The sequence below is a fragment of the Pseudomonas sp. MWU13-2862 genome, from assembly GCF_023242495.1.
In the GTDB taxonomy this organism is placed as follows: Bacteria; Pseudomonadota; Gammaproteobacteria; order Pseudomonadales; family Pseudomonadaceae; genus Aquipseudomonas; species Aquipseudomonas gingeri_D.
Genome location: NZ_JALMEZ010000011.1, coordinates 97,446 through 121,613, shown reverse-complemented (window position 1 = coordinate 121,613; position 24,168 = coordinate 97,446). Strand labels below are relative to the sequence as shown.

10 protein-coding genes are annotated in these 24,168 nt (G+C 64.8%); 4 read left to right on the top strand and 6 right to left on the bottom strand.

The features are described from left to right. The first annotated feature begins 160 nt into the window (after window positions 1-160). A complete protein-coding gene (locus M5C56_RS20265; protein ID WP_247263286.1) occupies window positions 161-2,560 on the top strand; it encodes a membrane-targeted effector domain-containing toxin in 2,400 nt (799 codons plus the stop codon). A 34-nt stretch (window positions 2,561-2,594) separates the two neighbouring features. Here M5C56_RS20265 and M5C56_RS20260 read toward each other — a convergent pair whose 3' ends face one another. The 4 genes from M5C56_RS20260 to M5C56_RS20245 form a co-directional block, all read right to left on the bottom strand. Next, a complete protein-coding gene (locus tag M5C56_RS20260; RefSeq protein ID WP_103496885.1) occupies window positions 2,595-2,819 on the bottom strand; it encodes an MbtH family protein in 225 nt (74 codons plus the stop codon). An 83-nt stretch (window positions 2,820-2,902) separates the two neighbouring features. Then, window positions 2,903-4,315 carry an aspartate aminotransferase family protein gene (locus M5C56_RS20255; RefSeq protein ID WP_103496884.1) on the bottom strand — a complete coding sequence of 471 codons (1,413 nt, stop codon included), beginning with the start codon at window positions 4,313-4,315 and terminating at the stop codon, window positions 2,903-2,905. Window positions 4,316-4,466: 151 nt separating this feature from the next. After that, complete coding sequence (locus M5C56_RS20250) at window positions 4,467-5,792, bottom strand: ATP-binding protein (protein WP_178129724.1); 1,326 nt, start codon at window positions 5,790-5,792, stop codon at window positions 4,467-4,469. Further along, window positions 5,789-6,469: a response regulator gene (locus M5C56_RS20245; RefSeq protein ID WP_103496883.1), complete on the bottom strand. Its 681-nt coding sequence runs from the start codon at window positions 6,467-6,469 to the stop codon at window positions 5,789-5,791. Before M5C56_RS20245 ends, M5C56_RS20250 begins: the two co-directional genes overlap by 4 nt. 192 nt (window positions 6,470-6,661) lie before the next feature. Here M5C56_RS20245 and dsbD point away from each other — a divergent pair, with 192 nt between their 5' ends. The 3 genes from dsbD to dsbG are packed head-to-tail and all read left to right on the top strand — an operon-like array spanning window position 6,662 to window position 10,034. Beyond that, window positions 6,662-8,410 carry a protein-disulfide reductase DsbD gene (gene dsbD / locus M5C56_RS20240; RefSeq protein WP_103496882.1) on the top strand — a complete coding sequence of 583 codons (1,749 nt, stop codon included), beginning with the start codon at window positions 6,662-6,664 and terminating at the stop codon, window positions 8,408-8,410. Further along, complete coding sequence (locus M5C56_RS20235) at window positions 8,410-9,279, top strand: TlpA disulfide reductase family protein (RefSeq protein WP_103496881.1); 870 nt, start codon at window positions 8,410-8,412, stop codon at window positions 9,277-9,279. The genes dsbD and M5C56_RS20235 overlap by 1 nt, the downstream gene beginning before the upstream one ends. Then, the gene (gene dsbG, locus M5C56_RS20230) at window positions 9,255-10,034 is read left to right on the top strand and encodes a thiol:disulfide interchange protein DsbG (protein WP_103496880.1); all 780 of its coding nucleotides are present in this window, start codon (window positions 9,255-9,257) and stop codon (window positions 10,032-10,034) included. Before M5C56_RS20235 ends, dsbG begins: the two co-directional genes overlap by 25 nt. 170 nt (window positions 10,035-10,204) lie before the next feature. On the opposite strand, the gene M5C56_RS20225 is transcribed toward dsbG, so the two are convergent. Together M5C56_RS20225 and M5C56_RS20220 are read right to left on the bottom strand one after the other, a co-directional pair. Continuing rightward, on the bottom strand, window positions 10,205-23,236 hold the full coding sequence (locus M5C56_RS20225) for a non-ribosomal peptide synthetase (protein ID WP_247263287.1): 13,032 nt from the start codon (window positions 23,234-23,236) through the stop codon (window positions 10,205-10,207). Between the two features lie 99 nt (window positions 23,237-23,335). Next, window positions 23,336-24,094, bottom strand: a complete 759-nt coding sequence (locus tag M5C56_RS20220; protein ID WP_103499701.1) for an alpha/beta fold hydrolase — start codon at window positions 24,092-24,094, stop codon at window positions 23,336-23,338. Window positions 24,095-24,168: the final 74 nt, after the last annotated feature.

The window sequence follows — 24,168 nt, the reverse complement described above, 5'->3', positions numbered from 1 at the left end:
CAAAGGCCTGCCGCCCGCCGACAGCGAAGGGTTTCGCGTGGCCCAGCAGCGCAAGTTCGTCAATCTCGAAGATGGCCAGGTGGTCATGGTCCGCTATGACGAAAGCGTCAGGTCCTACTGCGCCCAGGCGCGGGAAGAGTTCCTACCCTCGGGCCCGGCCTTGTACCGGGTCGCGGGCAGCGATATCTGGAAAGAAAACAGTGCTGCAACGGCCTTGCGTCAGTATCAACTGCCTGAGGAACATCGACTGGTTGTCGCCCAGGCGCCAGCCTTGTCGAACACCAGCAGTTCCCTCGTGCAAATCGCCACGAAGAAGAAACTCGTGGAGCTGCGCGCACGGCTGCTGGCGAATTCCGACACTTTCTTCAGAAACAACACACTGCCGCCCGCGCCCACACGTCCCCAGCCAAGCCGTGGCACCAGCCCCCGCGCAATGATCGAAGCCTTTTATCAAGACGCCGAAGGCTTGGTCCTCGGCGAAGTGCTGACCAGCCCGGGCAGCAAGCTGTTCCTGATCGAGAACATGGCCACCTTGGCTGAAAAAGGCGTGAAAACCCTTTATCTGGAGCACCTCAGAACCGATATCGAGCAAACTCACCTGGACCACTTCCACAAAACCGGAATCATGAGCCATCAACTGGATACCCACTTGCGAGTACTGGGCACCGTGTATGGCAGCTCCTCGCCGGGCTTTTACAATTACCATCGCCTGGTCAGCACCGCGCAAGCTCACGGTATTCGGGTTCAGGCGCTCGATTGTGCGGCGAGCTACTCACTCTCGAAAGATGAACGCGCCCTGTTCGACCACGGACGGGTGATGGTCCAGCATGCCAATCAGGTCATCCACGCCGATCGGCTGAATGGCGCCGGGGGTAAATGGATTGCCCTGCTGGAAAACAAACATGCCAATAGCCGTCACTCCAGAATTGCCCCGGGACTGGCCATGGCCCAAGGCGTTATCGGCCTGCAGGTCGAAGATGTGGTGATCGGGCCCGCGGCACAAACGCTGCTGCCGGTCGCCTCCAGCACCACCCATACCAACTTCATCGGCGCCGACCTGAAACTGTCGGTAAAAGTACCCTGGAATGTCTCGTTTGAAGCTTCGCCCCGCTTCAGGGACTTGCTCAACCCCGAAATCCGCGAAAAAAAGGGTGTCGCGATAATGGACTCCGGCAATGCCACGAATAGCGTCAATCGCAATATCCGCAGCGAATTCTTTCGCCGCAAGGAACTCCTGGAGAAAACCGCCCAGGCCTTCTTTGCCCACACCCAGGTCATCCCTGGCCAACGCTCAGTGCCGCAGTTACCGGCAGAAAGTCCTCCGGCGCGGTTCCTTGAAAAAATCTACGAAAACAGCCAGGGACTGGTGCTGGGGGCTGGCGCCAAGTCAACCATGGCGAGGCAACTGCTGATCGACAACCTGCCGGTTCTCTCGAAGCTGCAGGTGCAAAGGATTTATGTACAGCACCTGATGAAAGACTTCGACCAGCAGCTTCTGGACGACTTTCACACCACGGGTGTGATACCCGACGAACTGAAGAACCTGCTTCGCAATGAGGACAGCAAGGACTCGATTGATCCGAAGGGCAAGTATTCACTGCGGCAATTGCTGGTCGGCGCTCGCCAGCACGGTATCAGGATCCAGGCACTGGACACGGCCATCAGCTATCCCGATGGGAAGCGCGTGCAGAACCGGGACCCGGCATGGAGTCCGAGCATCAGGCGCTTGTCCACCTTCAACTATATTGCCCACAAGCTGATCAGCGCCGACCAACAGCAATACGGTGCGCATCGATGGCTGGCGCTGGTGGAAAGTATCCATGTCAACACGCTCAGGCAAATACCCGGTCTGGCCGAATTACAAGGCGCGGTGGGCCTGCGTACTGTCGCCACGGGGGGGAAGCCGGCGCTACGGATCACGCCTGACAGCGGCGAAGTGGCGCTTTTTTCCAATGGGGTTCATCAGGTCCGCGCGGACCTGAAGCTGGAGATCAGTATTCAGTCCTCCCCCCTGCGCCCCAACCAGCACAACCCCAGGGAGTGTCTGCACAAGCCATCGGACTTCCTGATTGAAACCGCCAACGAGGGTTTCCTGCTGGTCCAGAAACCTAAAGACAGGCCCTACACGGAGATCCCATTGATTGCCAGCGAAGGACAGTTCCTTGCCTCGGCCGGATCCGGTATTCCTGACAGCGAAAGATTCAGCAGCATTGGCGATCTGGTATGGCGGCTCAAGAGCATCGGCATGGTGCAGGTGGCCGGGACGCCCGGAGGCCTGCCCGGGACACTCAGGCTCGATACCCATCCGCAACTCCATCGACCTGGCATGTTTCTGTTCGGCCAGGTCGAGAACGGCCCCGTGCTGGTCTATCGCTCAACGGACCGCTCATTGAAGGTCATCCCGATCCTGCAAAAGGCCGGGATGCCCGACCAGCTCTGCCTTAAAGCACCAGCACTGGGCTACGACGGATCGGAAGTCTTTGACGATCTCGATCATTTGAAGCGCGAATTGATCTACGCGAAGAATCTGGACCCTTACATAGCCCATCACGATCTCTGAACAGTCGGCCCCCATCGCGCGCGGGGGCAAGCCTTCAACCCGCGACGGCCTGCGCCTCCATTTTCTGGCGCAGGCTCAGCGGGCGCATATCGGTCCAGACCTCTTCGATATAGTCCAGGCACTCTTTCTTGAAACCGCTTTTACCCACGGCGCGCCAGCCATTGGGGATCGCCTTGTAGTCCGGCCAGATGGAATATTGCTCCTCGTGGTTGACCACTACCTGGAAGAGGATGTCGTCGCGGTCGAATACTGAAGTCATTGCTGTTCTCCGTCGTGTGGGGATGAGGCCGCGCCCGTTGCGCAACGCTCGTGTAGAAGGAAACGTTGAAACCCGGCAGAAAATTAGAGGCCGGCCACCGCCGCCGCCAGCGCATCGCCGAAAATCCGTGCCACTTCGTCGATCTGCGCGGCACTGATCACCAGGGGCGGCAAGAACCGCACCACGCCACCGTGACGCCCGCCCAGTTCGAGAATCAGCCCGCGCTTGAGACATTCACGCTGAATCAGCGGCGCCAGGCGCGCAAAGGCTGGCGGATGACCCTGGGCATCCGGGGTACCGCTCGGATCGACCAGTTCGACCCCCAGCATCAGGCCGCGCCCACGGATATCGCCCAACTGCGGGAAGTCCCGCTGCAGGATGCGCAGGTGCTCGCTCAAACGCGTGCCCATGGCCGCCGCGTGGGCCGGCAGGTCGTGTTGCTTGAGATAACGCATCACCGCGGAACCGGCGGCCATGGCCATCTGATTGCCACGGAAGGTCCCGGCATGGGCGCCCGGGGCCCAGGTGTCGAGCCAGTCGCGATAGACCATCACCGCCAGGGGCAGGCTGCCGCCAATGGCCTTGGACATCACCACCACGTCCGGAATGATGCCGGCGTGTTCAAAGGCGAACATCTTGCCGGTACGCCCGAAACCGCTCTGGATCTCGTCGACGATCAGCGCCACGCCGGCCTGCTCGGTGATCCGCCGCAGGCCGCGCAGCCAGTCGAGGTCCGCCGGGATCATGCCGCCCTCGCCCTGCACCGCCTCGACAATGATCGCCGCCGGCAACTGCACGCCGCCCTCGGGATCGTTCAGCAGGTTTTCCAGGTAATGCAGATTGACCTTGACCCCCTGCGCGCCACCCAGGCCGAACGGGCAACGGTAGTCGTAGGGATACGGCAGGAACTGCACGCCATTGCCCAACAGTGCACCCAGCGGTTTTTTCGGCCCCAGGCTGCCCATCAGGCTCAAGGCGCCCTGGCTCATGCCGTGGTAGGCGCCCTGGAAGGACAGGATGGTGCTACGCCCCGTGGCCGTACGCACCAGTTTCAGCGCGGCCTCCACTGCATCGGTGCCGGTGGGGCCGCAGAACTGGATCTTCGCCTCCTTGGCCAGGGCCTCGGGCAACAAGCCGAACAGGTCCTGGACAAACTGGTCCTTGACCGGCGTGGTCAGGTCGAGGGTGTGCAGCGGCAGCTCATCGGCCAGGACCTGCTGGATCGCCTCGATCACCACCGGGTGGTTGTGCCCCAAGGCCAGGGTCCCGGCACCGGCCAGGCAGTCGATGAAACGGCGGCCCTCGACATCCTCGACATACAGGCCCTTGGCGCGCTTGAGCGCCAGGGGGATACGCCGTGGGTAGCTGCGAGCGTTGGATTCCTGGCGACTCTGGCGGGCCAGGATCGGCGACTCGTCGAACTGATAGAGCGTTCCAACCGGCAGCTGACTGGCACCCACCGGTAATTTTTCGATAAGGCTGGTAGCGACTGACATCTCTCGATCCCTCAATACTCTGCTGATAGTGACCAAAACCCTGTGCCCGCGCGCGGGTGCGCGCAGGCTTTGTGTTCTGGAAACGCACCGGCGCCGCCAGGATTTACACCCGGGCGACGCTTTGCATCAGGAGTTTTTCAGGAGAGGGGGTTCAGACCGCCTGCAACGGCATGGTCAGTTCGACCCGCAGCCCGTCGGGACGGCTGTCGAAGTGCAGCACGCAGCCGCAACGCTGGACGATGGCGTTGACAATCGCCAGCCCCAGGCCGCAACCGGTGCTGGTGCTGTTGCGCCAGAAACGTTGGGTCAGGTGTTGCAGATCGTCCGGGGCGATGCCCGGGCCGTGGTCGCGGACCTGGAAGCGCACGCGGTTGCCGATGGTTTCCACGTTCAATTCCACTGGCGCATCCCCCGGTGTGTGGCGCAGGGCATTGTCCAGCAGGTTGCGCAAGGCGGCGATGGACAGGGTCGAGGGCATTTCCAGCGGCGCCGCGGAGAAGTTTTCCGCGAGGTGCAAGGCAATGCGACCACGATTGCCATTGGCCGAATCCTGGATCGCCAGGCGCGCCACCTGCTCGGCATTGCACTGCACACCATCGTCGAACGACAGGCTGCCTTCGACCCGAGCCAACAGCAGCAATTGCTCGAGGGTCCGGTGCAGGCGGTCGGCGCCGGCCTCGGCGTGGGCCAGGGACTGGTCACGGGCCGCGCCTTCGGTCATGCGCGCCACTTGCAGGTGGGTCTTGATCGCGGTCAGCGGGCTGCGCAGTTCGTGGGCGGCATCGCCGGTCAGGCGGCGCTCGCGCTCGATGGTCTTGCCGATACGCTGGAACAGCTGGTTCTGGGTGTCCAGCAGCGGCTGCAATTCCCGGGGCAGCGGCTGCACCTGCAAGGGTTCGAGGGAGTCGGGGCTACGGCGCATCAAGGCATCGCGCATGCGATTGAGCGGCGCCAGGCCCTGGCCGATCCCCAGCCACAGCAGGCACAGGCAACCCACCAATGCCACGCCGACCGGCACCGAGGCCGCCAGCAGCACCGAGAGGTTCAGCGCCTCGCGTTCGACCTGGCGGTCGGCGGTGGTGATATGCACGTCGCCGCGCACCAGGGTGAAGCTGCGCCAGGGCGCGCCGTCGATCATCTGGTCATGGAAACCGGCGGTCTGGTCCTCCAGGGCCTGTTCCGGGTTGTTGTGGCTGCGGGCGAGGATCTCGCCGCGCAGGGAGCTGACCTGGCAGGCCATGCCACCGGGGATATTAAGCTGTTCGGCGCTGAAATGGGTGCCGTCGCCCTTGGTCGAAATCGGCGGCAACTGCTCCAGCAACCCGGCGACCATGCGCGCCGAAGCCACCAGGCGCTGGTCGAGGGAAAACATCATCTGGTGGCGCAGGTCGCTGAGCATCCAGGTCGCGGCCAGGGCCCAGATCAGGATAAACGCCGCGCCGATGGTCAGGCTCAGGCGCAGACGCAGGCTCATCATGACGCGGTGTCCTCGTTACCCGCCGGGCCCAGTCGATAGCCGAGGCCGCGAACGGTTTCGACAATGCCGTTGCCGAGCTTGCGGCGCAGGTGGTGGATATGCACGTTCAAGGCATTGCTTTCCAGCTCGTCGCTGAAACCGTAGACGCTGTCTTTCAGTTGCTCGCTGGAGAGGACCCGGCCGCGGTTGTGCAGCAGCGCCTGCAACAGCGCCTGCTCACGGCGCGACAGGTCCACCGGCTGGCCGCCGAGCAGGGTCACGCGGCTGCTCGGGTCGTAGCTCAGGGCGCCGTGCTCGATCAGGTTGACGCTGCGCCCGGCCACGCGCCGCAACAGGGTTTGCAGGCGGGCGAAGAGTTCGCGCAGGTCGAAGGGCTTGAGCAGGTAATCGTCGGCGCCGGCCTGCAGGCCGTCGACCCGGTCGGTCACCGAGTCGCGGGCGGTGAGGATCAGCACCGGTATCTCCAGGCCCTTCTGGCGCAGTTGTGCCAGCAGCTTCAGGCCGTCTTCGTCGGGCAGGCCGAGGTCAAGTACCATCACGTCGAACTCGGCCGCGCGCAACATGGCCCGCGCCGCCGCGGCGTTGGCGACATGCTCGACGATCATGCCCTGGGCGGTCAGTCCGGCCTTGATGCCGCTGGCGATCAGTTCATCGTCTTCGCAAACCAGTACGTGCATGGGGATACCTGCGCAAATGTGTCGATTGGAACGCAAATGGATTAAGCGGCGATTATGCCGCCAATGCCCGCAGAATAGTTAATCACCCGGAGCCTACAAAGTCCGTGTACAACCCGGATAATATCGGGTTAATGATCGGTTAATCGCCCGCTTGCAGGCTGGCCCCACTCGCCACGGTTCTAAGGCTTTTTTATGCGTTGGTTGTTGACCTTTGTTTTTGTCCTTTTCGCAGGCCTGGCCCAGGCCGGTAACGATCCGTTCGCGGTAAAAAAGCCGGACTTCCTGCCCGTCGGCCAGGCCTTCGCCTTCAGCACCGAGACCCTGGCCTCGGGACAAACCCGGCTGTACTGGCAGATCACCGACGGTTATTACCTCTACCAGAAACGCCTGAAGCTCGACGGCCTCGACCCGGCCCAGCGGCCCGCGCTGCCCGAGGGCGAGCACCATAGCGACGAGTTCTTCGGCGACCAGCAGGTCTATCGCAGCGAACTCGAGCTGCTGATCCCGGCCGGCGCCACGGGCAAGGTCACCGTGGGCTGGCAAGGCTGCGCCGACGCCGGCCTGTGCTACCCGCCACAAAGCCAGGTCGTCGACCTGGGCGGCAAGGCCCCGGTGTCCACGGCGCCAGGCCAGGCTCAGGCGCAGGATCAATCCCTGGCCGCCAACCTGCAGCACAACGCCCTGGGCTGGAGCCTGCTGGCCTTCTTCGGCCTCGGCCTGCTGCTGGCGTTCACCCCGTGCATGCTGCCGATGCTGCCGATCCTCGCCGGCCTGGTAGTGGGCAGTGGCGCCAGTCCAAGGCGCGGCTTTGCCCTGGCCGGCAGCTATGTGATCTGCATGGCGCTGGTGTATGCCGCACTGGGCATGCTCGCGGCCCTGCTCGGCGGCAACTTGCAGGCGCTGCTGCAACAACCCTGGTTGCTGGGCAGTTTCGCCGCATTGTTCGTGGTGCTGGCCCTGCCGATGTTCGGTTTCTTCGAACTGCAATTGCCGGCGGCCCTGCGTGACCGCCTGGAAAACGCCGGCAGTGGCCGTCGCGGCGGCAGCCTGGTGGGGGCCGGGATACTCGGCGCCCTTTCCGGCCTGCTGGTCGGCCCGTGCATGACCGCGCCCCTGGCCGGTGCCCTGCTGTATATCGCCAAGAGCGGCAATATCGTCGAAGGCGGTCTGGTGCTGTTCACCATGGGCATCGGCATGGGCTTGCCGCTGTTGCTGCTGGTGACCGTCGGCAACCGTTTCCTGCCCAAGCCGGGATCCTGGATGGACCGGGTCAAGGCGGTGTTCGGCTTCCTGTTCCTCGGCACCGCCGTGCTGATGATCCGCCCGGTGGTCAGCGAACCCCTGTGGCTCGGCCTGTGGGGCGCGTTGCTGCTGATCATCGCCTGCAGCTGCATCTGGCAACAGACCAGGCAGCCGGGCCCCACCGCCCTGCTGAGCACCTGCGCCGGCGTCCTGCTCGGCCTCTGGGGTTCATTGCTGGTGGTCGGGGCGGCGGGTGGCAGCACCGAGCTGTGGCGACCGTTGCACGTCTATACCGGGGCGGCCGCGGCCAACGGCGCGACAGCGGCCCACGATGCCTTTATCACCCTCAATGACCCGGCTGCCCTGCAGCGCGAACTGGACACGGCCAAGGCCCGGGGCCAATGGGTGCTGGTGGACTACTACGCCGACTGGTGCGTGTCGTGCAAGATCATGGAGAAAACCGTCTTCTCCAACGCAGAGGTCCAGGCGGCCCTGGGCGATGTCCGACTGGTGCGCCTGGATGTGACCAACGACAACCCCGCCAGCCGCGAGCTGCTCGGCCGCTATGAAGTGCCGGGACCACCGACCCTGCTATGGCTCGCACCGGACGGCCAGGAACGCCGGGCCAGCCGGATTACCGGCGAAGTCGATGCCAAGGCTTTTCTCCAGAACTGGAACAGCACACGGGATGCTCGCTGATGCTCACCCTGACCCTCGGTACCTTCGCGTTGTCGATCAACCACCTGCTGTTGTTGCTCGCCCTCGCCCTGGCGACGCTGGTGGGCTGGCGGGTGGCGAAACGCAGCGGCGACAACCCGGAGTCGGTGCTGTTCGGTCTGTTCATGCTGGCCATGCTGGTGGCGCGGATCAGTTTCGTGATCGCCTACTGGAGCTATTTTCGCGAAGATCCGTTGCAGGTGCTGGATATCCGCGACGGTGGTTTCCTCGCCTGGCCGGGGGTGCTGGCGCTGCTGTCGGGCACCGTGCTGTTCTGCTGGCGACGTCCGGCCCTGCGCCGGCCGCTGGGTTTCGGCCTGGGCAGTGGCCTGGCGTTCTGGCTGCTGGCCAGCCTGTCGATGACCCTCTACGAACAAGGCACCCGCCTGCCGGAAATCACCCTGCGCAATGCCCAGGGCCAGGAGGTGCAATTGCGCGACTACCAGGGCGGCCCGCTGGTGATCAACCTCTGGGCCACCTGGTGCCCGCCGTGCCGACGGGAAATGCCGGTGCTGCAAAAAGCCCAGCATGAACGCCAGGACGTGACCTTCCTGTTCGTCAACCAGGCCGAAAGCATGCAGAGCGTCAGCACCTTCCTGATGACCCAGGGCCTGAACCTGGACAACGTGCTGTTCGACGGTACCGGCAAGCTGGCCCAGAGCGTCGGCTCCATGGCCCTGCCCACCACCCTGTTGTACAACGCCGAAGGCCGCCTGCTGGGTACTCACCTGGGCGAATTGTCCCAGGCCAGCCTGGCCCGGGCCCTGGAAAACTTCGGTCCGCCCAAATCCACTTCGGCCACACCGGCCACCGCAAGGAAACCGCTATGCCCTTCAACCGCCACCTGCTGAACCTGAGCCTGAGCACCGCACTGGGCGCGTTGCTGCTGCAAGCGCCCATGGTCCAGGCCGAAGAACTGCCCGCGCCGATCAAGAGCATCGAAGCCAAGGGCGCGAAAATCGTCGGCAGCTTCGACGCACCGGGTGGCCTGCGGGGTTATGCCGCCCAGTTCCAGAATCGGGGCATGGCCCTGTACCTGACCGCCGATGGCAAGAATGTGGTCGCCGGCAACCTGTATGACGCCAACGGCAACGACCTGAGCCAGGCGCCGCTGCACAAGCTGGTGTACGGGCCGATGGCCAAGCAGGTCTGGGGGCAGATGGAGAAGAGCAACTGGATCGAGGACGGCAAGCCGGATGCACCGCGCACCGTCTATCTGTTCAGTGATCCGAACTGTCCGTACTGCAATATGTTCTGGGAACAGGCACGGCCGTGGGTCGACTCGGGCAAGGTGCAATTGCGCCATATCATGGTCGGGATTATCCGCGAGGACAGCGCGGCCAAGGCGGCCGCGCTGTTTACCGCCAAGGACCCGCAACTGGCCCTGCATGACCATGAGAAGGCCGGCAAGGGCAGCAAGCTCAAGCCGCTGGACACGATCCCGGCACCGATCCAGGCCAAGCTCGATGCCAACATGAAGCTGATGGAGGATCTGGAGCTGTCGGCGACCCCGTCGATTTTCTATCTCGATGAGAATGGTGATCTGCAACAGCAGCAGGGTGCACCGTCACCGGACAAGCTGCTGAAGATTCTCGGGCCGAAGTGATTCGCGGCCAAGCTCCAGACGGCTGGGCCTGACGCTATTTGGCGCCAAAACACGTGACTGTAGGAGCAGGGCTTGCCCGCGAAGCTTTTAGCGTCCTCACGGGCCTCTTCGCGAGCAAGCTCTGCTCCTACAGGTTTTGCAGTGTATTCAGGTTCCCTACTCCGGCCCCCTTACAACCCTTCCAGCTCCGCCATCAGGTCACTCAGGCGGTCGACTTTCTCTTCGCTGATCCCATTGGCTTCCAGCCCGTCGATATAAACCGCCAACGCCTCCACCGTGCCGCACTCGAACATTGCCCGCAGCGGCACATTGCGCTGCAGGACCTTCTGCACCCGTGAAGCGATCTGCGTGGCCAGCAACGAATGCCCGCCCAGTTCGAAGAAGTTGTCGCGAACACCGACCTGCTCGACCTTCAGCACTTCGGCCCAGACCCCGGCCAGAATCTGCTCCAGTTCATTGCGTGGAGCCAGGTAGTACTGGCAGGCCAACTGGCCGATCTCCAGGACCGGCAAGGCCTTGCGATCAAGCTTGCCATTGGCGTTCAACGGCAGCGCGTCCAGCCACAACCAGTGCAACGGCACCATGTACTCCGGCAACTCGGCCCGCAGGCGCTGGCGGATCCGCTCCAGTCGTTCGTTCACACCCAAGACCGAATCCGTCGCCACCAGGTAACCCACCAGGTGCTTGCCGTTGACCCCCTCCTGAACCCCGACCGCCGCCTCGCGGACCTCCGGCTGTTCATGCAGGCGCGCCTCGATTTCCCCCAGTTCGATCCGATAACCGCGGATCTTCACCTGATGGTCGATCCGCCCGACATACTCCAGCACCCCATCGACACGGCGCCGTGCCAGGTCACCGGTGCGATACAGACGCTCACCCGGCCCACCGAATGGATGCGGCACAAACACCTGCGCGGTGCGCAACGGATCGCTGACATAACCGCGACCGACCCCGATCCCGGCCACGCACAACTCGCCCACCGCCCCCGGCGGCACCAGTTCATCGGCACCGTCGAGCAGGTACAGACGGTTGTTGTCGGTCGGCAGGCCGATCGGCAGGTAGCTGCCCCGCGTCGAGGCCTCGTCGACCCGGAAAAACGCCACATCATCCGAGCACTCGGCCGGACCATAGGCATTCACCAACCCGACCTGTGGATAGCGTTGCAACCACTGATGGGCCAGCTCGGGCGGCATCGCCTCGCCGGTCGGCAGCAACCAGCGCAGGCCGCCAAGGCTGACCGGGTCGAGGGCGAGCATGCCCTGGATCAGCGACGGCACGCTTTCCAGCACACTGATGCCCTGCTCCCGGACATGCTCCAGCAAAGCTTGCGGATCATGGGCCAGGGCATTCGGCACGATAGCCACCCGCGCGCCGAACAACGGCGCCGCCAGGAACTGCCAGACAGAGATATCGAAGCTTTGCGAGGCCGTCTGGGCAATCACATCCGCCTCGCTCAGTTGCAGGTACGGCACCTTGCTCAACTGGTTGTTGAGCATGCCGCGCTGCTCCACCATCACGCCCTTGGGCAGGCCGGTGGAGCCGGAGGTGTAGATCACGTAGGCCAGATTATCCGGGGCGCTGTGGATACCCGGGTTGGACGACGCATATCCCCCTTCCTGGACGTCTTCCCAGACCAGCAGCTTCGGTCGCAGCGGCTCGGCGAACTCCGCCAGCAAGGCCCGCGCCCGCTCCAGGCAATCCCGGGTGCAGACCAGCAACGGCGTGCGGCTCAATTCGACAATCCGGCTCAGGCGCTGGCCCGGCAGACCCGGGTCCAGCGGCAGGTAGCCGGCGCCGGCCTTGAAGCTGCCGACGATCATGCCCAGCAGCTCCAGGCCCCGTTCGGCCAGCAGCGCCACGGGCTGATCGAGACCGACACCGGCTTGAACCAGTGCATGGCCCAGTCGGTTGGCCGCCAGGTTCAGTTGTTCGTAACTTTGCTGTTGATCCCGGCAGCTCGCCACGATCCGTTGCGGATGTTCCTCGACCCGTGCCTCGAACAGCGCCACATAACTCTGCTCCAACGGATAGGCCCGTTCGCTCTGGTTGCAGCCGTGCAACAGAAATTCCCGCTCCTCTTCAGCCAGCAGCGGCAAGTCGGCCATATCGCCGTGCAAACCGTCCATCAAGGCCAGCAACAGGCGCTTGAACTCAGCAAGCAGACGCTCGATGCTGGCCTCCTCGAAATAACGCCGGTCGTAGGACAGGTGCAGCCCGAGGTCATCGCCCGGATAACAAACCGCCGTCAGCGGGAAGTTGGTGTGGGTCCGACCCGAATCCGAAGTGGCATTGAAGCTCTGCGCATGGTCGAGTACCGAGACCTGCACCGGGGCGTTCTCGAACACGAACAGGCTGTCGAACAACGGCTGGCCCTTGGGCAGCTCGCTGTGTTCCTGGATATTCACCAACGGCAGGTATTCGTACTCGCGCAGTTCCATATTGTGCGCCAGCAAGCCGCTCAACCAATCACGCACACGGCAGGTCACGCCGTCCCGGGGCAGTTTCACCCGCAGCGCGATGCTGTTGATAAACAGGCCAACGGTGCGTTGCATCTGCGGCATATCCACCGGACGACCGGCCACGGTCACACCGAACAGCACGTCGCGATCACCGCTGAAACGACGCAGGACCAAAGCCCAGGCCGCCTGGGCAAAGGTGTTCACGGTCAGCTGATGCTGCTGGGCCAACTCCCGCAGACGTGCGCCATCGCGGACATCGAGACGGGTATGGCAATCCCCTACCCGCATCCCGCCAGTAGCCCCCGCATGCTCGCGCAGGAACGGCCGGTCACTCGGAATATGGGTGGCCCGCTCGAAACCTTGCAGGTTGTGTTTCCACCACTGCCGGGCCTGCACCAGGTCCTGGCGTTGCAGCCAGCCGATATAGTCGCGGTAGCGCGGCGGCTGCACCAATTGCGCCTCACGGCCCTCGCCCATGGCCATGTAGATTTCAAAGAAATCGTCCATCAGCAACGAGCGGCACCAGGCATCGATGAGGATATGGTGGTTGCTCATCATGAACCAGTAGCGCGCCGCGCCGACCTTGATCAGACGCAGGTGGAACGGCGCCTCACGGAGCAGATCGAAACCGGCTTCGCGCTCGCTTTCGAGCAAGGCTTGCAGACGCGGCTCATGGCCGGCCTCGGCTTCAAGGCTCCAGTCCAGGTATTCGAAAGGCGTGCTGCCCGGCTTGTGGATAACCTGCAACATGTCCTCGCCGACGTTCCAGCAGAAGGACGCGCGCAGGGCTTCGTGACGGGCGATCACCTGCTGCCAGGCCTCGGCGAAGCGCCGCGGGTCCAGTTCGCTGTCGATGCGGTAGCGGTCCTGCATGTAATAGAGGCCGGTACCCGGTTCCAGCAAGGTGTGCAGCAGCAGGCCTTCCTGCATCGGCGTCAGCGGGTAGACGTCCTCGATCCGCGCGGCCGGCACCGGCAGCGCATCGAGCTGCGGCTGGGTCAGGCGCGCCAGGGGGAAGTCCGACGGGGTCAGGCCGCCGTTGCCGTCTTTCAGGCAATGTTCGATCAGGCTGTCCAGTTCGCCCAGGTAGGCCTGGGCCAGCTCGGCGACGGTCTGTGGGGCGAGGCGTTCGCGGCTGAAGGTCCAGCGCAGGACCAGCTCACCGCCATACACCTGGCTGTCGATACTCAATTCGTTGGGCAGCGGTGCGTCCGGCGAATGGGCTTGCCCCGCCGATTCGTCCAGCGGCCGGAACAGCGCCTCATCGCCAAAGCTCTGGTCGAACTGCCCCAGGTAGTTGAAGGTGATCGCCGCCTGCGGCAAGGCCGCCATCGCCGTGCGATGCGCCGGATCGGCCAGATAGCGCAGCACGCCATAACCCAGGCCCTTGTGCGGCACGCCGCGCAATTGCTCCTTGATAGCCTTGATCGAGGCGCCCTGCCCAGAGGCCTCTTCGATCAGGCACGGGGTCAGGCGCACCGGGTAGGCACTGGTGAACCAGCCCACGCTGCGGGTCAGGTCGATTTCGTCGAACAGGGTTTCGCGGCCATGGCCTTCGAGCTGGATCAGCGCCGAGTCGCTGCCGGTCCAGCGGCAGATCACCCGCGCCAAGGCGGTCAGCAGCAGGTCGTTGACCTGGGTGCGATAGGCCGCCGGAGCCTGTTGCAACAAGGCCCGGGTGCGCGCCGCCGGCAGGCGCACGCTGAGGGTTTGCCCATGACGGTTCTGCAACCCGCCCCGGCGGTTCGTGCCCGGCAGTTCGCTCCCAGGTCCAGCCAGTTGCGCCTGCCAGAGGGTCATCTCTTCGCGCAGCGATTCACTGCCGGCATAGGCCCGCAAGCGCACCGCCCAGTCGCGCAAGGCACTGGTCTTGGTCGGCAGTTGCAAAGCCTGGCCTTCGATCAATTGGGCATACGCCGTTTGCAGATCGTCCAGCAGGATGCGCCAGGAAACGCCATCCACCACCAGGTGATGAATGGCCAGCAGCAGGCGTTGTTCACCCTGCGGCCCGTCCACCAGCAAGGCCCGCAGCAGCGGTCCCTGTTGCAGGTCGAGGCTGCGCTGGGCTTCGCTGTACAGCTCGGTGCACTGCGCCCAATCCATGACACGGACCTGCTGCAACACACTGACGTCCTTTGGTACCGCGTACTCCGCCAGCCATTGGCCGTGGGGGCGGGTAAAGCTCAAGCGCAACGCGTCATGGTGCTCCAGCAGGATCAGCAGCGCCTGTTCCAGGGCATGGGGTTCGAGGACACGGGTCGGCGCCAGCAAGACCGCCTGGTTCCAGTGCTGGCGTTCGGCAATTTCATTGTCGAAGAACCAGTGCTGGATCGGTGTCAGGCCCGAGGCGCCGCTGAGCAGGCCTTGTTCGGCGACGATCCGCTCGCTGCGGGTGGCCGCCGCCGCCAGGCTTTGCACGGTCTGGTGCTGGAACAGGTCGCGGGGGCTGAAATGAATCCCCTGCGCCCGCGCCCGGCTGACCACCTGGATCGACAGGATCGAGTCGCCGCCCAGTTCGAAGAAGTTATCGTACAGACCCACTGGCGAGAGGTTCAGCACTTCGCTCCAGATAGCCGCCAGGGACTGCTCCAGTTCGTTGCCTGGCGCCACATAGTGCTGGCGGTTGAGCTCCGGGTCCGGTGCCGGCAAGGCGCGGCGATCCAGTTTGCCGTTGCCGGTCAGCGGCATCTGTTCCAGCAGGATCAGGTGCGCGGGGACCATATAGTCCGGCAGTTGGCGCTTGAGATGCAGTTTGAGGGCTTCACGCAAGGCAGCCTGTTCGGTCTCGCCCTGCTCGACCACGTCGCTGGTCAGATACGCCGCCAGTTGCCGGCCGCCCGGCATTTCCAGGGCGAGGACCACCGCCTCGCGAATCGCCGGATGTTCCAGCAGACGGTTTTCGATTTCCCCCAGTTCGATGCGGAAACCGCGAATCTTCACCTGATGGTCGACCCGGCCCAGGTACTCGACCTGGCCGTCGGCCAGCTGCCGGACCCGGTCACCGGTGCGGTACAGGCGTCCGCCATCGGCCGAGAACGGATCGGCGACAAAACGCTCGGAGGTCATGCCGGGACGCGCATGGTAACCCTGGGCCAGGCCCGCGCCGCCGACATACAGCTCACCGGTAGCGCCTTGTGGCAGCAATGCCAGGTCCTCATCGAGGATAAACGCCACACGCGCCCCGACCACGCGGCCAATCGGCACGCTGGCGGCACCCTCCTCCAACTGCTCGGGAGCGAGACTGGCCAGGGGCATGACCACGGTTTCCGTCGGGCCGTAGGCATTGAAGAACAGTTGTGGCTTGAAGGCCGCGCGAATCCGCTGCAGGTGCTCGCCGGTCAGGGCTTCGCCGCCGGTGATGCACAGGCGCACCGGCAAGGTCCGCTCCTGGGTCGCCAGCCATTGGGCCAACTGGCTGCCATAGCTGGGAGTAAAGCCGAGGACATTGACCCGCTGTTCGTCGATCAGTTGGCAGATCTGCTCGGCATCCCATTGTCCCTGGGCCCGCAGTACCACTCGGGCACCGCTGAGCAGCGGCACCAGCAGGCGTTCGGTGGCGGCATCGAAGTTGATCGAATAGAAATGCAGTTCGCAATCGTCGGGACGCATCTCGAAACGCCGGATCACCGCCTGGCAATGCATGGCGATTTCGCCGTGGGATACCACCACGCCCTTGGGTTTGCCGGTGGAGCCGGAGGTGTAGATCAGGTACGCCTGGTGCTGCGGCAGATTGATAAACGGTAGTTCGGTGGCGGGATAGTCGGCCAGGGCCGTAGCATCTTGTTCCAGGCACCAGCTTGCCACACCGATCGGCAGCGGTCCGAGGGCGTCGAGCAACGCGGTGTGGCTCAGCAGCAAACCGACGCTGCTGTCTTCGATCATGTAATGCAGGCGGTCCAGCGGGTATTCCGGGTCCAGCGGCACATAGGCGCCGCCGGCCTTGAGAATCGCCAGCAGGCCGACCACCAGGTCCAGCGAGCGCTCCAGCGCCAGCCCGACCCGCACCTGCGGGCCGACGCCCTGCTCGCGCAGGCGCCAGGCCAGGCGATTGGCGCGGCGGTCGAGTTCGCCGTAGCTCAGGGTCTCGCCGGCAAAGGTCAGCGCCGGAGAGTCCGGACGGGCCAGGACCTGCTGGCCGAACAGGCCCTGGATGCACTGGTCCAGGCGCTGTTCGCCGGCCTCGTTGCCCAGGCTGTCATGCAACGCCTGTTGCTCCTCGGCCTGCAACAGCGGCAGCTCGCAGAGGCGTTGTTGCGGATCCTCCAACAAGGCCCGCAGCAGGTTGCGCCAGTGCCCGGCCATACGGGCAATACGCGGCTCGTCGAACAGATCGGTGCTGTAGGTCAGGCAGCAACCCAGGCGCTGGTCGAGGTCGGTGACTTCCAGATTGAGGTCGAACTTGGTCGCCCGCGCATCGTTGACCAGGTATTCCACGGCCATCTCGCCCAGGCGCCGGCTTTGCTGGAACTCCCAGCGCTGCACATTGCACATCACCTGGAACAGCGGGTTGTAGGCCGCGCTGCGGGGCGGTTGCAGGGCTTCGACCAACTGGTCGAACGGCAGGTCCTGATGGGACTGGCCTTCGATCACGGTATGCCGGACCTGCTCGAACAGCTCGCCGACGCGCATCTGGCCGTCGAGCTGGCAACGCAGCACCTGGGTATTGAGGAAGGCGCCGATCAGGCCTTCGCTTTCCGGACGGATCCGGTTGGCCACCGGCGCGCCGATGCGCAGGTCGCCCTGGCCGCTGTAGCGATAGAGCAGCACGGCCAGGGCGGCGGTCATGGTCATGAACAGGGTCAGGCCGTGCTCGGCATTGAAGGTACGAACCCGCGCGGCCAGGGCATCGTCGAGGTCGAAGCGGTACAGCTCGCCATGGTGGCTTTGCACCGGCGGCCGCGGACGGTCGCCGGGCAGTTCGAGCAACGGGTGTTCGTTGCCCAGTTGCGCGGTCCAGTAATCCAGCTGGCGCTGGCGCTCGCCGGACTCCAGCCATTCGCGCTGCCAGGCGCTGTAGTCCAGGTATTGCACGGCCAGCGGCGCCAACGGCGATTCGCGGCCTTCGACAAAGGCTTCATAGAGCGCGCTCAGTTCCCGGGCGAAGATATCCATCGCCCAGCCTTCGGTGACGATATGGTGCAGGGTCAGGACGAAGTAATGCTCCTGTTCCCCGGCCTTGACCAGGCAGGCGCGCAGCAAGGGTCCGGTTTCCAGGTCGAATGGCTGGTGCGCCTCGCTGTCCGCCAGTTGCCGCAGACGCTGCTCGCGGGTGACGGGGTCGAAGGCGGAGAAGTCCTTCAGGGCCAGGCTCAGACCGGTCTCGGCAGCAACCCGCTGGCAGGCCACGCCATCTACGCTCGGGAAGGTGGTGCGCAGGGTTTCGTGGCGCAGGATCAACGCCTGCAACGCCGCCTCGAAACAGCCCAGGTCGAACACACCGCTGAAGCGCGCCATGCCGCCGACGTTGTAGGCCGGGCTGTCCGGTTCCATCTGCCAGAGGAACCACATGCGCTGCTGGGAATAGGACAAGGGCACCGGCCGGCTGCGGTCGACCGGCTGGATCGCGGTTTGCAGATTACGCCGACCGGCCCCCTGGATCAGCCGGATCTGTTCGGCAAAGGCCCCCAGTTCGCTGGCTTCGAACAGCACCCGTAGCGGCAGCTCGACATCGCAGGCCTGGCGGGTGCGGGAAATGATCCGGGTGGCCAACAACGAATGGCCGCCCAGGGCAAAGAAGTCGTCCCGCAGGCCGATACGCGGCTGGCCGAGCACTTCGCGCCAGATCGCGGCGATCTGCTGCTCCAGCGCACTTTGCGGCTCCAGATGCTCGCGCACCTGCCATTGCGGTTCCGGCAAGGCCTGGCGATCCAGCTTGCCGCTGGGGCTCAGGGGCATGGCGTCGAGGCGCACCAGTTGCGAGGGCACCATATAGTCCGGCAGCTCGGCGGCCAGTACGCTCTTGAGGCGTTCGCTCTGCTGCGCTTCGGACTCGGCGCTGGCGGGGCTGGTGTAGTAGCCGATCAACTGCGCACCGGCCGCGGTTTCGCGTACCAATACCACGGCCTGGGCCACCTCTTCTTGGGCCAGCAGCCGCGCTTCGATTTCCTGCGGTTCCAGACGGAAGCCACGCAGCTTGGCCTGCTGGTCGAGACGACCGAGGTATTCCAGCACGCCCTCGGCATTCCAGCGCACCCGGTCGCCGGTACGGTAAAGACGCGCGCCCGCCTCTCCCAGCGGATCGGCGACAAAACGCTCGGCCGTCAGCCCCGGCCGCCCCAGGTAACCCCGGGCCAGGCCGATACCGCCGATGCACAGCTCCCCGGGAACACCGGCGGGCAGTGGGTTGAGGTCGGCATCGAGGACCCGGGCAATCACGTTGCCCAGCGGCCGGCCGATGGGCGAACGTTCGCCGTCCGTGACCTGGCAGTGCCAGTGGGTCACGTTGATCGCGGTTTCGGTCGGGCCGTAGCGGTTGTGCAAACGCACATTCGGCAAAGCCTCCAGGGTCCGGTCGCGCAGCTCGGCGGACAAGGCTTCGCCACCGGAAAACAGCCGCCGCAAACTGCCGCAAGCGGGCACCTGCGGCTCATGAACGAAGAGTTGCAGCAGCGCCGGGACGAAATGCAGCGTGGTCACACCGTAGGTCTGCACCAATTGCGCGATACGCTGGGGGTCACGGTGTTCGCCAGGGCCGGCAAGCACCAGGCGGCAGCCGCTGATCAGCGGCCAGAAGCATTCCCAGACCGACACGTCGAAGCTGATCGGCGCCTTCTGCATCAACACATCGCTGTCATCCAGCGCGTAGGTCGCCTGCATCCATTGCAGGCGCTCGGCCAGGGCCGCGTGGGTGTTACCGACCCCCTTGGGCTGGCCGGTGGAGCCGGAGGTGTAGATCACATAGGCGAGGTGCTCGCCTTCCAGGTGCAGGCCCGGTGCCTGGCTCGGCCAGGTGTCGAGCTTGAGCAGGTCGAGGGCGATGGCGCTGACGCCGGGGGCCACCGGCAAGCTGTCGAGCAGATGACTCTGGGTCAGCAGCAGTTCGACGCCGCTGTCGGCGAGCATGTAGGCCAGGCGCTCGGCCGGGTAGTCCGGGTCCAGCGGCACATAGGCGCCGCCGGCCTTGATAATGGCGAGCAGGCCGATCAGCAGTTGCGGCGAGCGCTCGACGGCGATGGCCACCCGCACGTCCGGGCCGACGCCCTTGTCCCGCAGGTAGTGGGCCAGGCGATTGGCCTGGGTGTGCAGGCTGGCGAAGTCGAGACTGCCGCCCTCCCATTGCAGGGCGATGCGTTCCGGGGTCAGTCGGGCCTGTTGCTCCAGCAGTTCCGGCAACCATTGCCGGGCCGGGGCACAGGCCGCCGCGCCCCATTCGATCTGCCGTGCCTGTTCGGTGTTATCCAGCAGTTGCACATCAGCAATAGCCCGTTGCGGTTGGGCGCAGACTTCACGCAGCAGGCTGACGAAATGTCCGGCCAGGCGCTCGATGGTCGGCGCGTCGAACAACTCGTCGGCGTAGTCGAAGGACAGGCTCAGGCGCCCGCTGCGGTCTTCCTCACTGTGCAATTGCAGGTCGAACTTGGCCTCGCGGCTGTGCCAGGGCAGCTCGTCGGCCAGCAGGCCGGGCAAGCGGCGCAAGGCCCCGAGGTCGCGTTGCTGGTGGTTGAACAGGACCTGGAACAGCCCCTGCTCGCGCGCCTGCGGAAAGGCTTCGAGCAGTTGTTCGAATGGCAGATCCTGATTTGCCTGGGCCTCCAACGTGGCCTGACGGGTACGGGCCAGCAGCTCATTGAATGGCAGGCGCCCATCCAGCTCGACCCGCAGCACCAGGGTGTTGATAAAGAAGCCGATCAGCCCCTGGGTTTCCAGGCGCGGACGGTTGGCGCCGGGCACGCCGATGCGAATGTCCTGCTGGCCGCTGTAGCGGTGCAGCAGGCCCTGGAACACCGACAACAACAGCATGAACGGCGTCGACTCGAAGGCCTGGGCGGTCTGGCGCACGGCCTCGCCCAGCGTCTTGTCCAGGCGCAGGGTCAAGCGTTCGGCGCTGTGGTGTTTTTGCGCCGAGCGCGGGTGGTCGGTGGCCAGGCTCAGGGTCGGCAGTTCGTCGCCGCCCAGGCGGGCTTTCCAGTAATCCAGCTGCCGCTGGCCTTCGCCCTGGGCCAGCCATTGGCGCTGCCAGCCGGCGTAGTCGGCGTACTGCAGGGACAGTGGCGCCAGCTCCGCGACCTGGCCTTGGGTCGCCGCGGCGTAAAGCCTGGCGAACTCGTCCATCAGGATATTCAGCGACCAGCCGTCGGCGATGATGTGGTGCATCGTCACCAGCAACTGATGTTCCTGGTCGCCCAGGCGCACCAATGTCACCCACAGCAACGGGCCGTTTTCCAGATCGAATCGAGTGCGCGCTTCGTCCTCGCGGATTTGCCGGGCGCGGGCTTCACGGGCGTCGGCGGGCAAGTCGCCGAGGTCGATGCATTGCAATTCGAAGGTGACCTTGGCCTCGATCCGTTGCAGGGCCTGACCGTCGCGTTCGAGGAACCGCGTGCGCAGGGATTCGTGACGGTCGATCAATTGCTGGAAGCCGCTGCGCAGCGCTGCTTCATCCAGCTCACCCCGCAGGCGCAGGGCACCGGGAATCGTATAGGCGCTGCTCTGCGGGTCCAGTTGCCAGAGGAACCACAAGCGGTTCTGGGCCAGGGATTGCGGCAGGTCCTGGTTTCGCGACAGCACGGCAATCGCGCCCTGGGCCAGGCCGCCGTCCTGCTGCAAGCGCGCCACTTGTGCGCTGAAGTCGCCGAGGGTCGGCGCTTCGAACAACAGGCGCAGGTTCAGTTCGATACCCAACGCCTCGCGCAGGCGGGCCACCACCTGGGTCGCCAGGATCGAGTTGCCGCCCAACAGGAAGAAATGATCGTCGCTGGCGACTTGCGTAACCTGCAACAGCTCGGACCAGATTCGGCCGATCAGGGCTTGCAGTGCATTGCCAGCGTTATCCGCCGCCGCTGCCACACCCGATTCCGCGTTTACCGCGCGATCCGGGAATACGGCATAGGCGTCGAGGCTGCCATCGGCCAGACGGCTGCGGCAGGCCGAACGTTGCAACTTGCCGCTGGAAGTTTTCGGCAAAGCCCCGGGATTGAGCAGCACCACCACGCTCGGCGCTTGTTGATAGGCCTCGGCCACGGCCTGGCGGATCGCCTTGATCAGGGCTTCTGGCGGCAGGGTCTTGCGCACGCTGCGGCTGATCTCGGCGGCGATGCCGATGCCCTCCTCGCCCCGTTCGGTGACCGCAAACGCCGCGACCCGGCCTTTGCGCACCACCTCCACTTCCCGCTCGATGGTCTTTTCGATGTCCTGGGGATACAGGTTGTGACCACGCACGATCAGCATGTCCTTCAGGCGCCCGGTGATGTAAAGCTCACCGTCGCGCAGGAAACCCAGGTCGCCGGTGCGTAGCCAGGTCGCCCCGGCGTGCTCGACAAAGGTCTTGGCCGAGGCTTCGGGATTGCGCCAGTAACCCCGGGCAATACTCGGCCCGGTGGCCCAGACCTCACCGACCTGATTGTCGGCCAACACGTGCAGAGTGTTCGGTTCGACCACCTGCACGGCATGCCCGGGCTGGCCGGTGCCGCAACTCATCACCGCGTTGCCGTCGCCCGGTTGCGCGCGATTCTGCGCCAGGGCCGCATCGTCCAGGCGCAGGGCGGGAATCCCCCGGCCACGCTGGCCACCGGCAACGAACAAAGTGGCTTCCGCCAGGCCATAGGAGGCGAACCAGGCATCGGCGCTGAAACCGCAAGGCTCGAATTGCTCGGCGAAACGCTCCAGGGTGTCGAGGCGAATCGGCTCGGAACCGGAATAGGCCACCCGCCAGCTTCTCAGGTCCAGGCGCGCCAGCGCGCTGTCGCTGACCCGCTCGCTGCACAGCCGATAGGCGAAGTCCGGGCCGCCGCTGATGGTGCCGCCGTATTCGCTGATCGCTTCCAGCCAGCGCAATGGGCGAGCGAGGAAATAGGCCGGGGACATCAGCACACAGGGCACGCCGCTGAAAATCGGTTGCAGCAGCCCGCCGATCAGGCCCATGTCGTGGTAAAGCGGCAGCCAGCTGACGATCACGTCATCAGGATTGAGATCGATACCGAAACCGCGACGGATCAGTAGTTCGTTGGCCATCAGATTGCCGTGGCTGACCTGCACGCCCTTGGGAAACGCGGTGGAACCCGAGGTGTATTGCAGGAAGGCGATGCCGTCGGCATGCAGTTCGGGCGGGATCCAGTCAGCCGCCAGCGCGCTGTCCAACTGATCGACACAGAGCAGGCGCGGGGCGTCGCCGGCGGACAGTTCATCCATCTGCAACAACGGTTCGCGCAAGGCTTCCTGGGTCAGGACCAGGCGTGGCTCGGCATCGGCAATAATCGACAGCAGGCGTTCCTGATGATGACGACGGGCGGATTCCGGCGGATAGGCCGGCACCGCGATCACCCCGGCGTAGAGGCAACCGAAGAACGCCGCGACGTAATCCGGGCCGCTGGGAAACAGCAGGACCGCGCGGTCCCCAACCTCGGCCTGGGTCTGCAACGCTGCCGCAATGGTCCGCGCCCGCAGGTCCAGGTCGCGGTAACTGAGCACGGCGCCCTGCTCCTGGTTCTCGGCGAGAAAGCGCAAGGCCAGCCGCTCCGGCGTCTGCGCCGCGCGACGTTGAAGGGCCTGGGCCAGGGTACTGGGGAGGTCGAACGCATCCATCATGGTATTCCTGCCTGAAGTCGGCCGGCCCGGAGTCTTGAAGACGGGCAGGCCGATTGAATATGAGACGTGAAAAATAAAGGTGAGGCGCAAAGCCCCGGGTCAGCCCGTCGCCCAGGCCAACTGACGCCGCGTGCCATTACGCCAGCGGGCCAGATGCTCGTCGGCATAACGCCGCAGGCAACGCAGCAGCGCGGCTTCCTGATCGATCAGGTAGAAGTGATGACCGTCGAACATATCCAGGGAGAAACCGGTGCCGGTTTCTTCCTGCCAGTCGAGCAGCTCATCGGCGCGGATACTGTCCTGCTTGCCGCCGAACACATGGATCGGCAGCGGCAGCGGCGCGCGCTGGCCGTAGCTGAAACTGCCGCAGAGCAGGAAGTCGGCGCGCAGGATTGGCAGCATCAACTGCATCAGGTCGCGGTTGGCCAGGGTTTCCTCGGCCGTGCCCTTGAGTTCGCGCAGCCGCTCGAGCAGTTGTTCATCGGTTTTCGCCACGGCGTACTGGCTGACATCGCGCCGCACCGGCCCGGCGGTCGCCGAAACGAACAGCGCCAACGGCAGCGGCAAGCCACGCTCGTGCAGGACGTGCAGCAACTCGAACGCCAGCAGGCCGCCAAGGCTGTGGCCGAACACGGCATAGGGCTGGTCGAGATCAACGGCGATCTCCTCGGCCAACTGCCCGGCCAGGGTCCTGATATCGCTTTGCAGCGGCTGGTTCATGCGCATGCCGCGCCCCGGCAACTCCAGCGGCGAGACCTGCAGCCACTGCGGCAGCTTGCGCCGCCAGCGGTGGTAGAACGTGGCGCTGGCACCGGAGTAAGGAAGGCAGAACAGTCGCAGTCCGGGGGAGGTGTTCATGCCCAGCCACCCTTGATGAAAACCATGTCGCCCTCCTCGAAGATACCGATCCTGGACCGTGCGGGTGCCCGGCC

Coding starts and splice junctions, on each gene's coding strand:
- dsbG (WP_103496880.1), top strand. CDS start 9,255: ATGCCCTTCAACCGCCACCTGCTGAACCTGAGCCTGAGCACCGCACTG.
- M5C56_RS20250 (WP_178129724.1), bottom strand. CDS start 5,792: ATGATGAGCCTGCGTCTGCGCCTGAGCCTGACCATCGGCGCGGCGTTT.
- M5C56_RS20260 (WP_103496885.1), bottom strand. CDS start 2,819: ATGACTTCAGTATTCGACCGCGACGACATCCTCTTCCAGGTAGTGGTC.
- M5C56_RS20225 (WP_247263287.1), bottom strand. CDS start 23,236: ATGATGGATGCGTTCGACCTCCCCAGTACCCTGGCCCAGGCCCTTCAA.
- M5C56_RS20220 (WP_103499701.1), bottom strand. CDS start 24,094: ATGAACACCTCCCCCGGACTGCGACTGTTCTGCCTTCCTTACTCCGGT.
- M5C56_RS20255 (WP_103496884.1), bottom strand. CDS start 4,315: ATGTCAGTCGCTACCAGCCTTATCGAAAAATTACCGGTGGGTGCCAGT.
- M5C56_RS20235 (WP_103496881.1), top strand. CDS start 8,410: ATGCTCACCCTGACCCTCGGTACCTTCGCGTTGTCGATCAACCACCTG.
- dsbD (WP_103496882.1), top strand. CDS start 6,662: ATGCGTTGGTTGTTGACCTTTGTTTTTGTCCTTTTCGCAGGCCTGGCC.
- M5C56_RS20245 (WP_103496883.1), bottom strand. CDS start 6,469: ATGCACGTACTGGTTTGCGAAGACGATGAACTGATCGCCAGCGGCATC.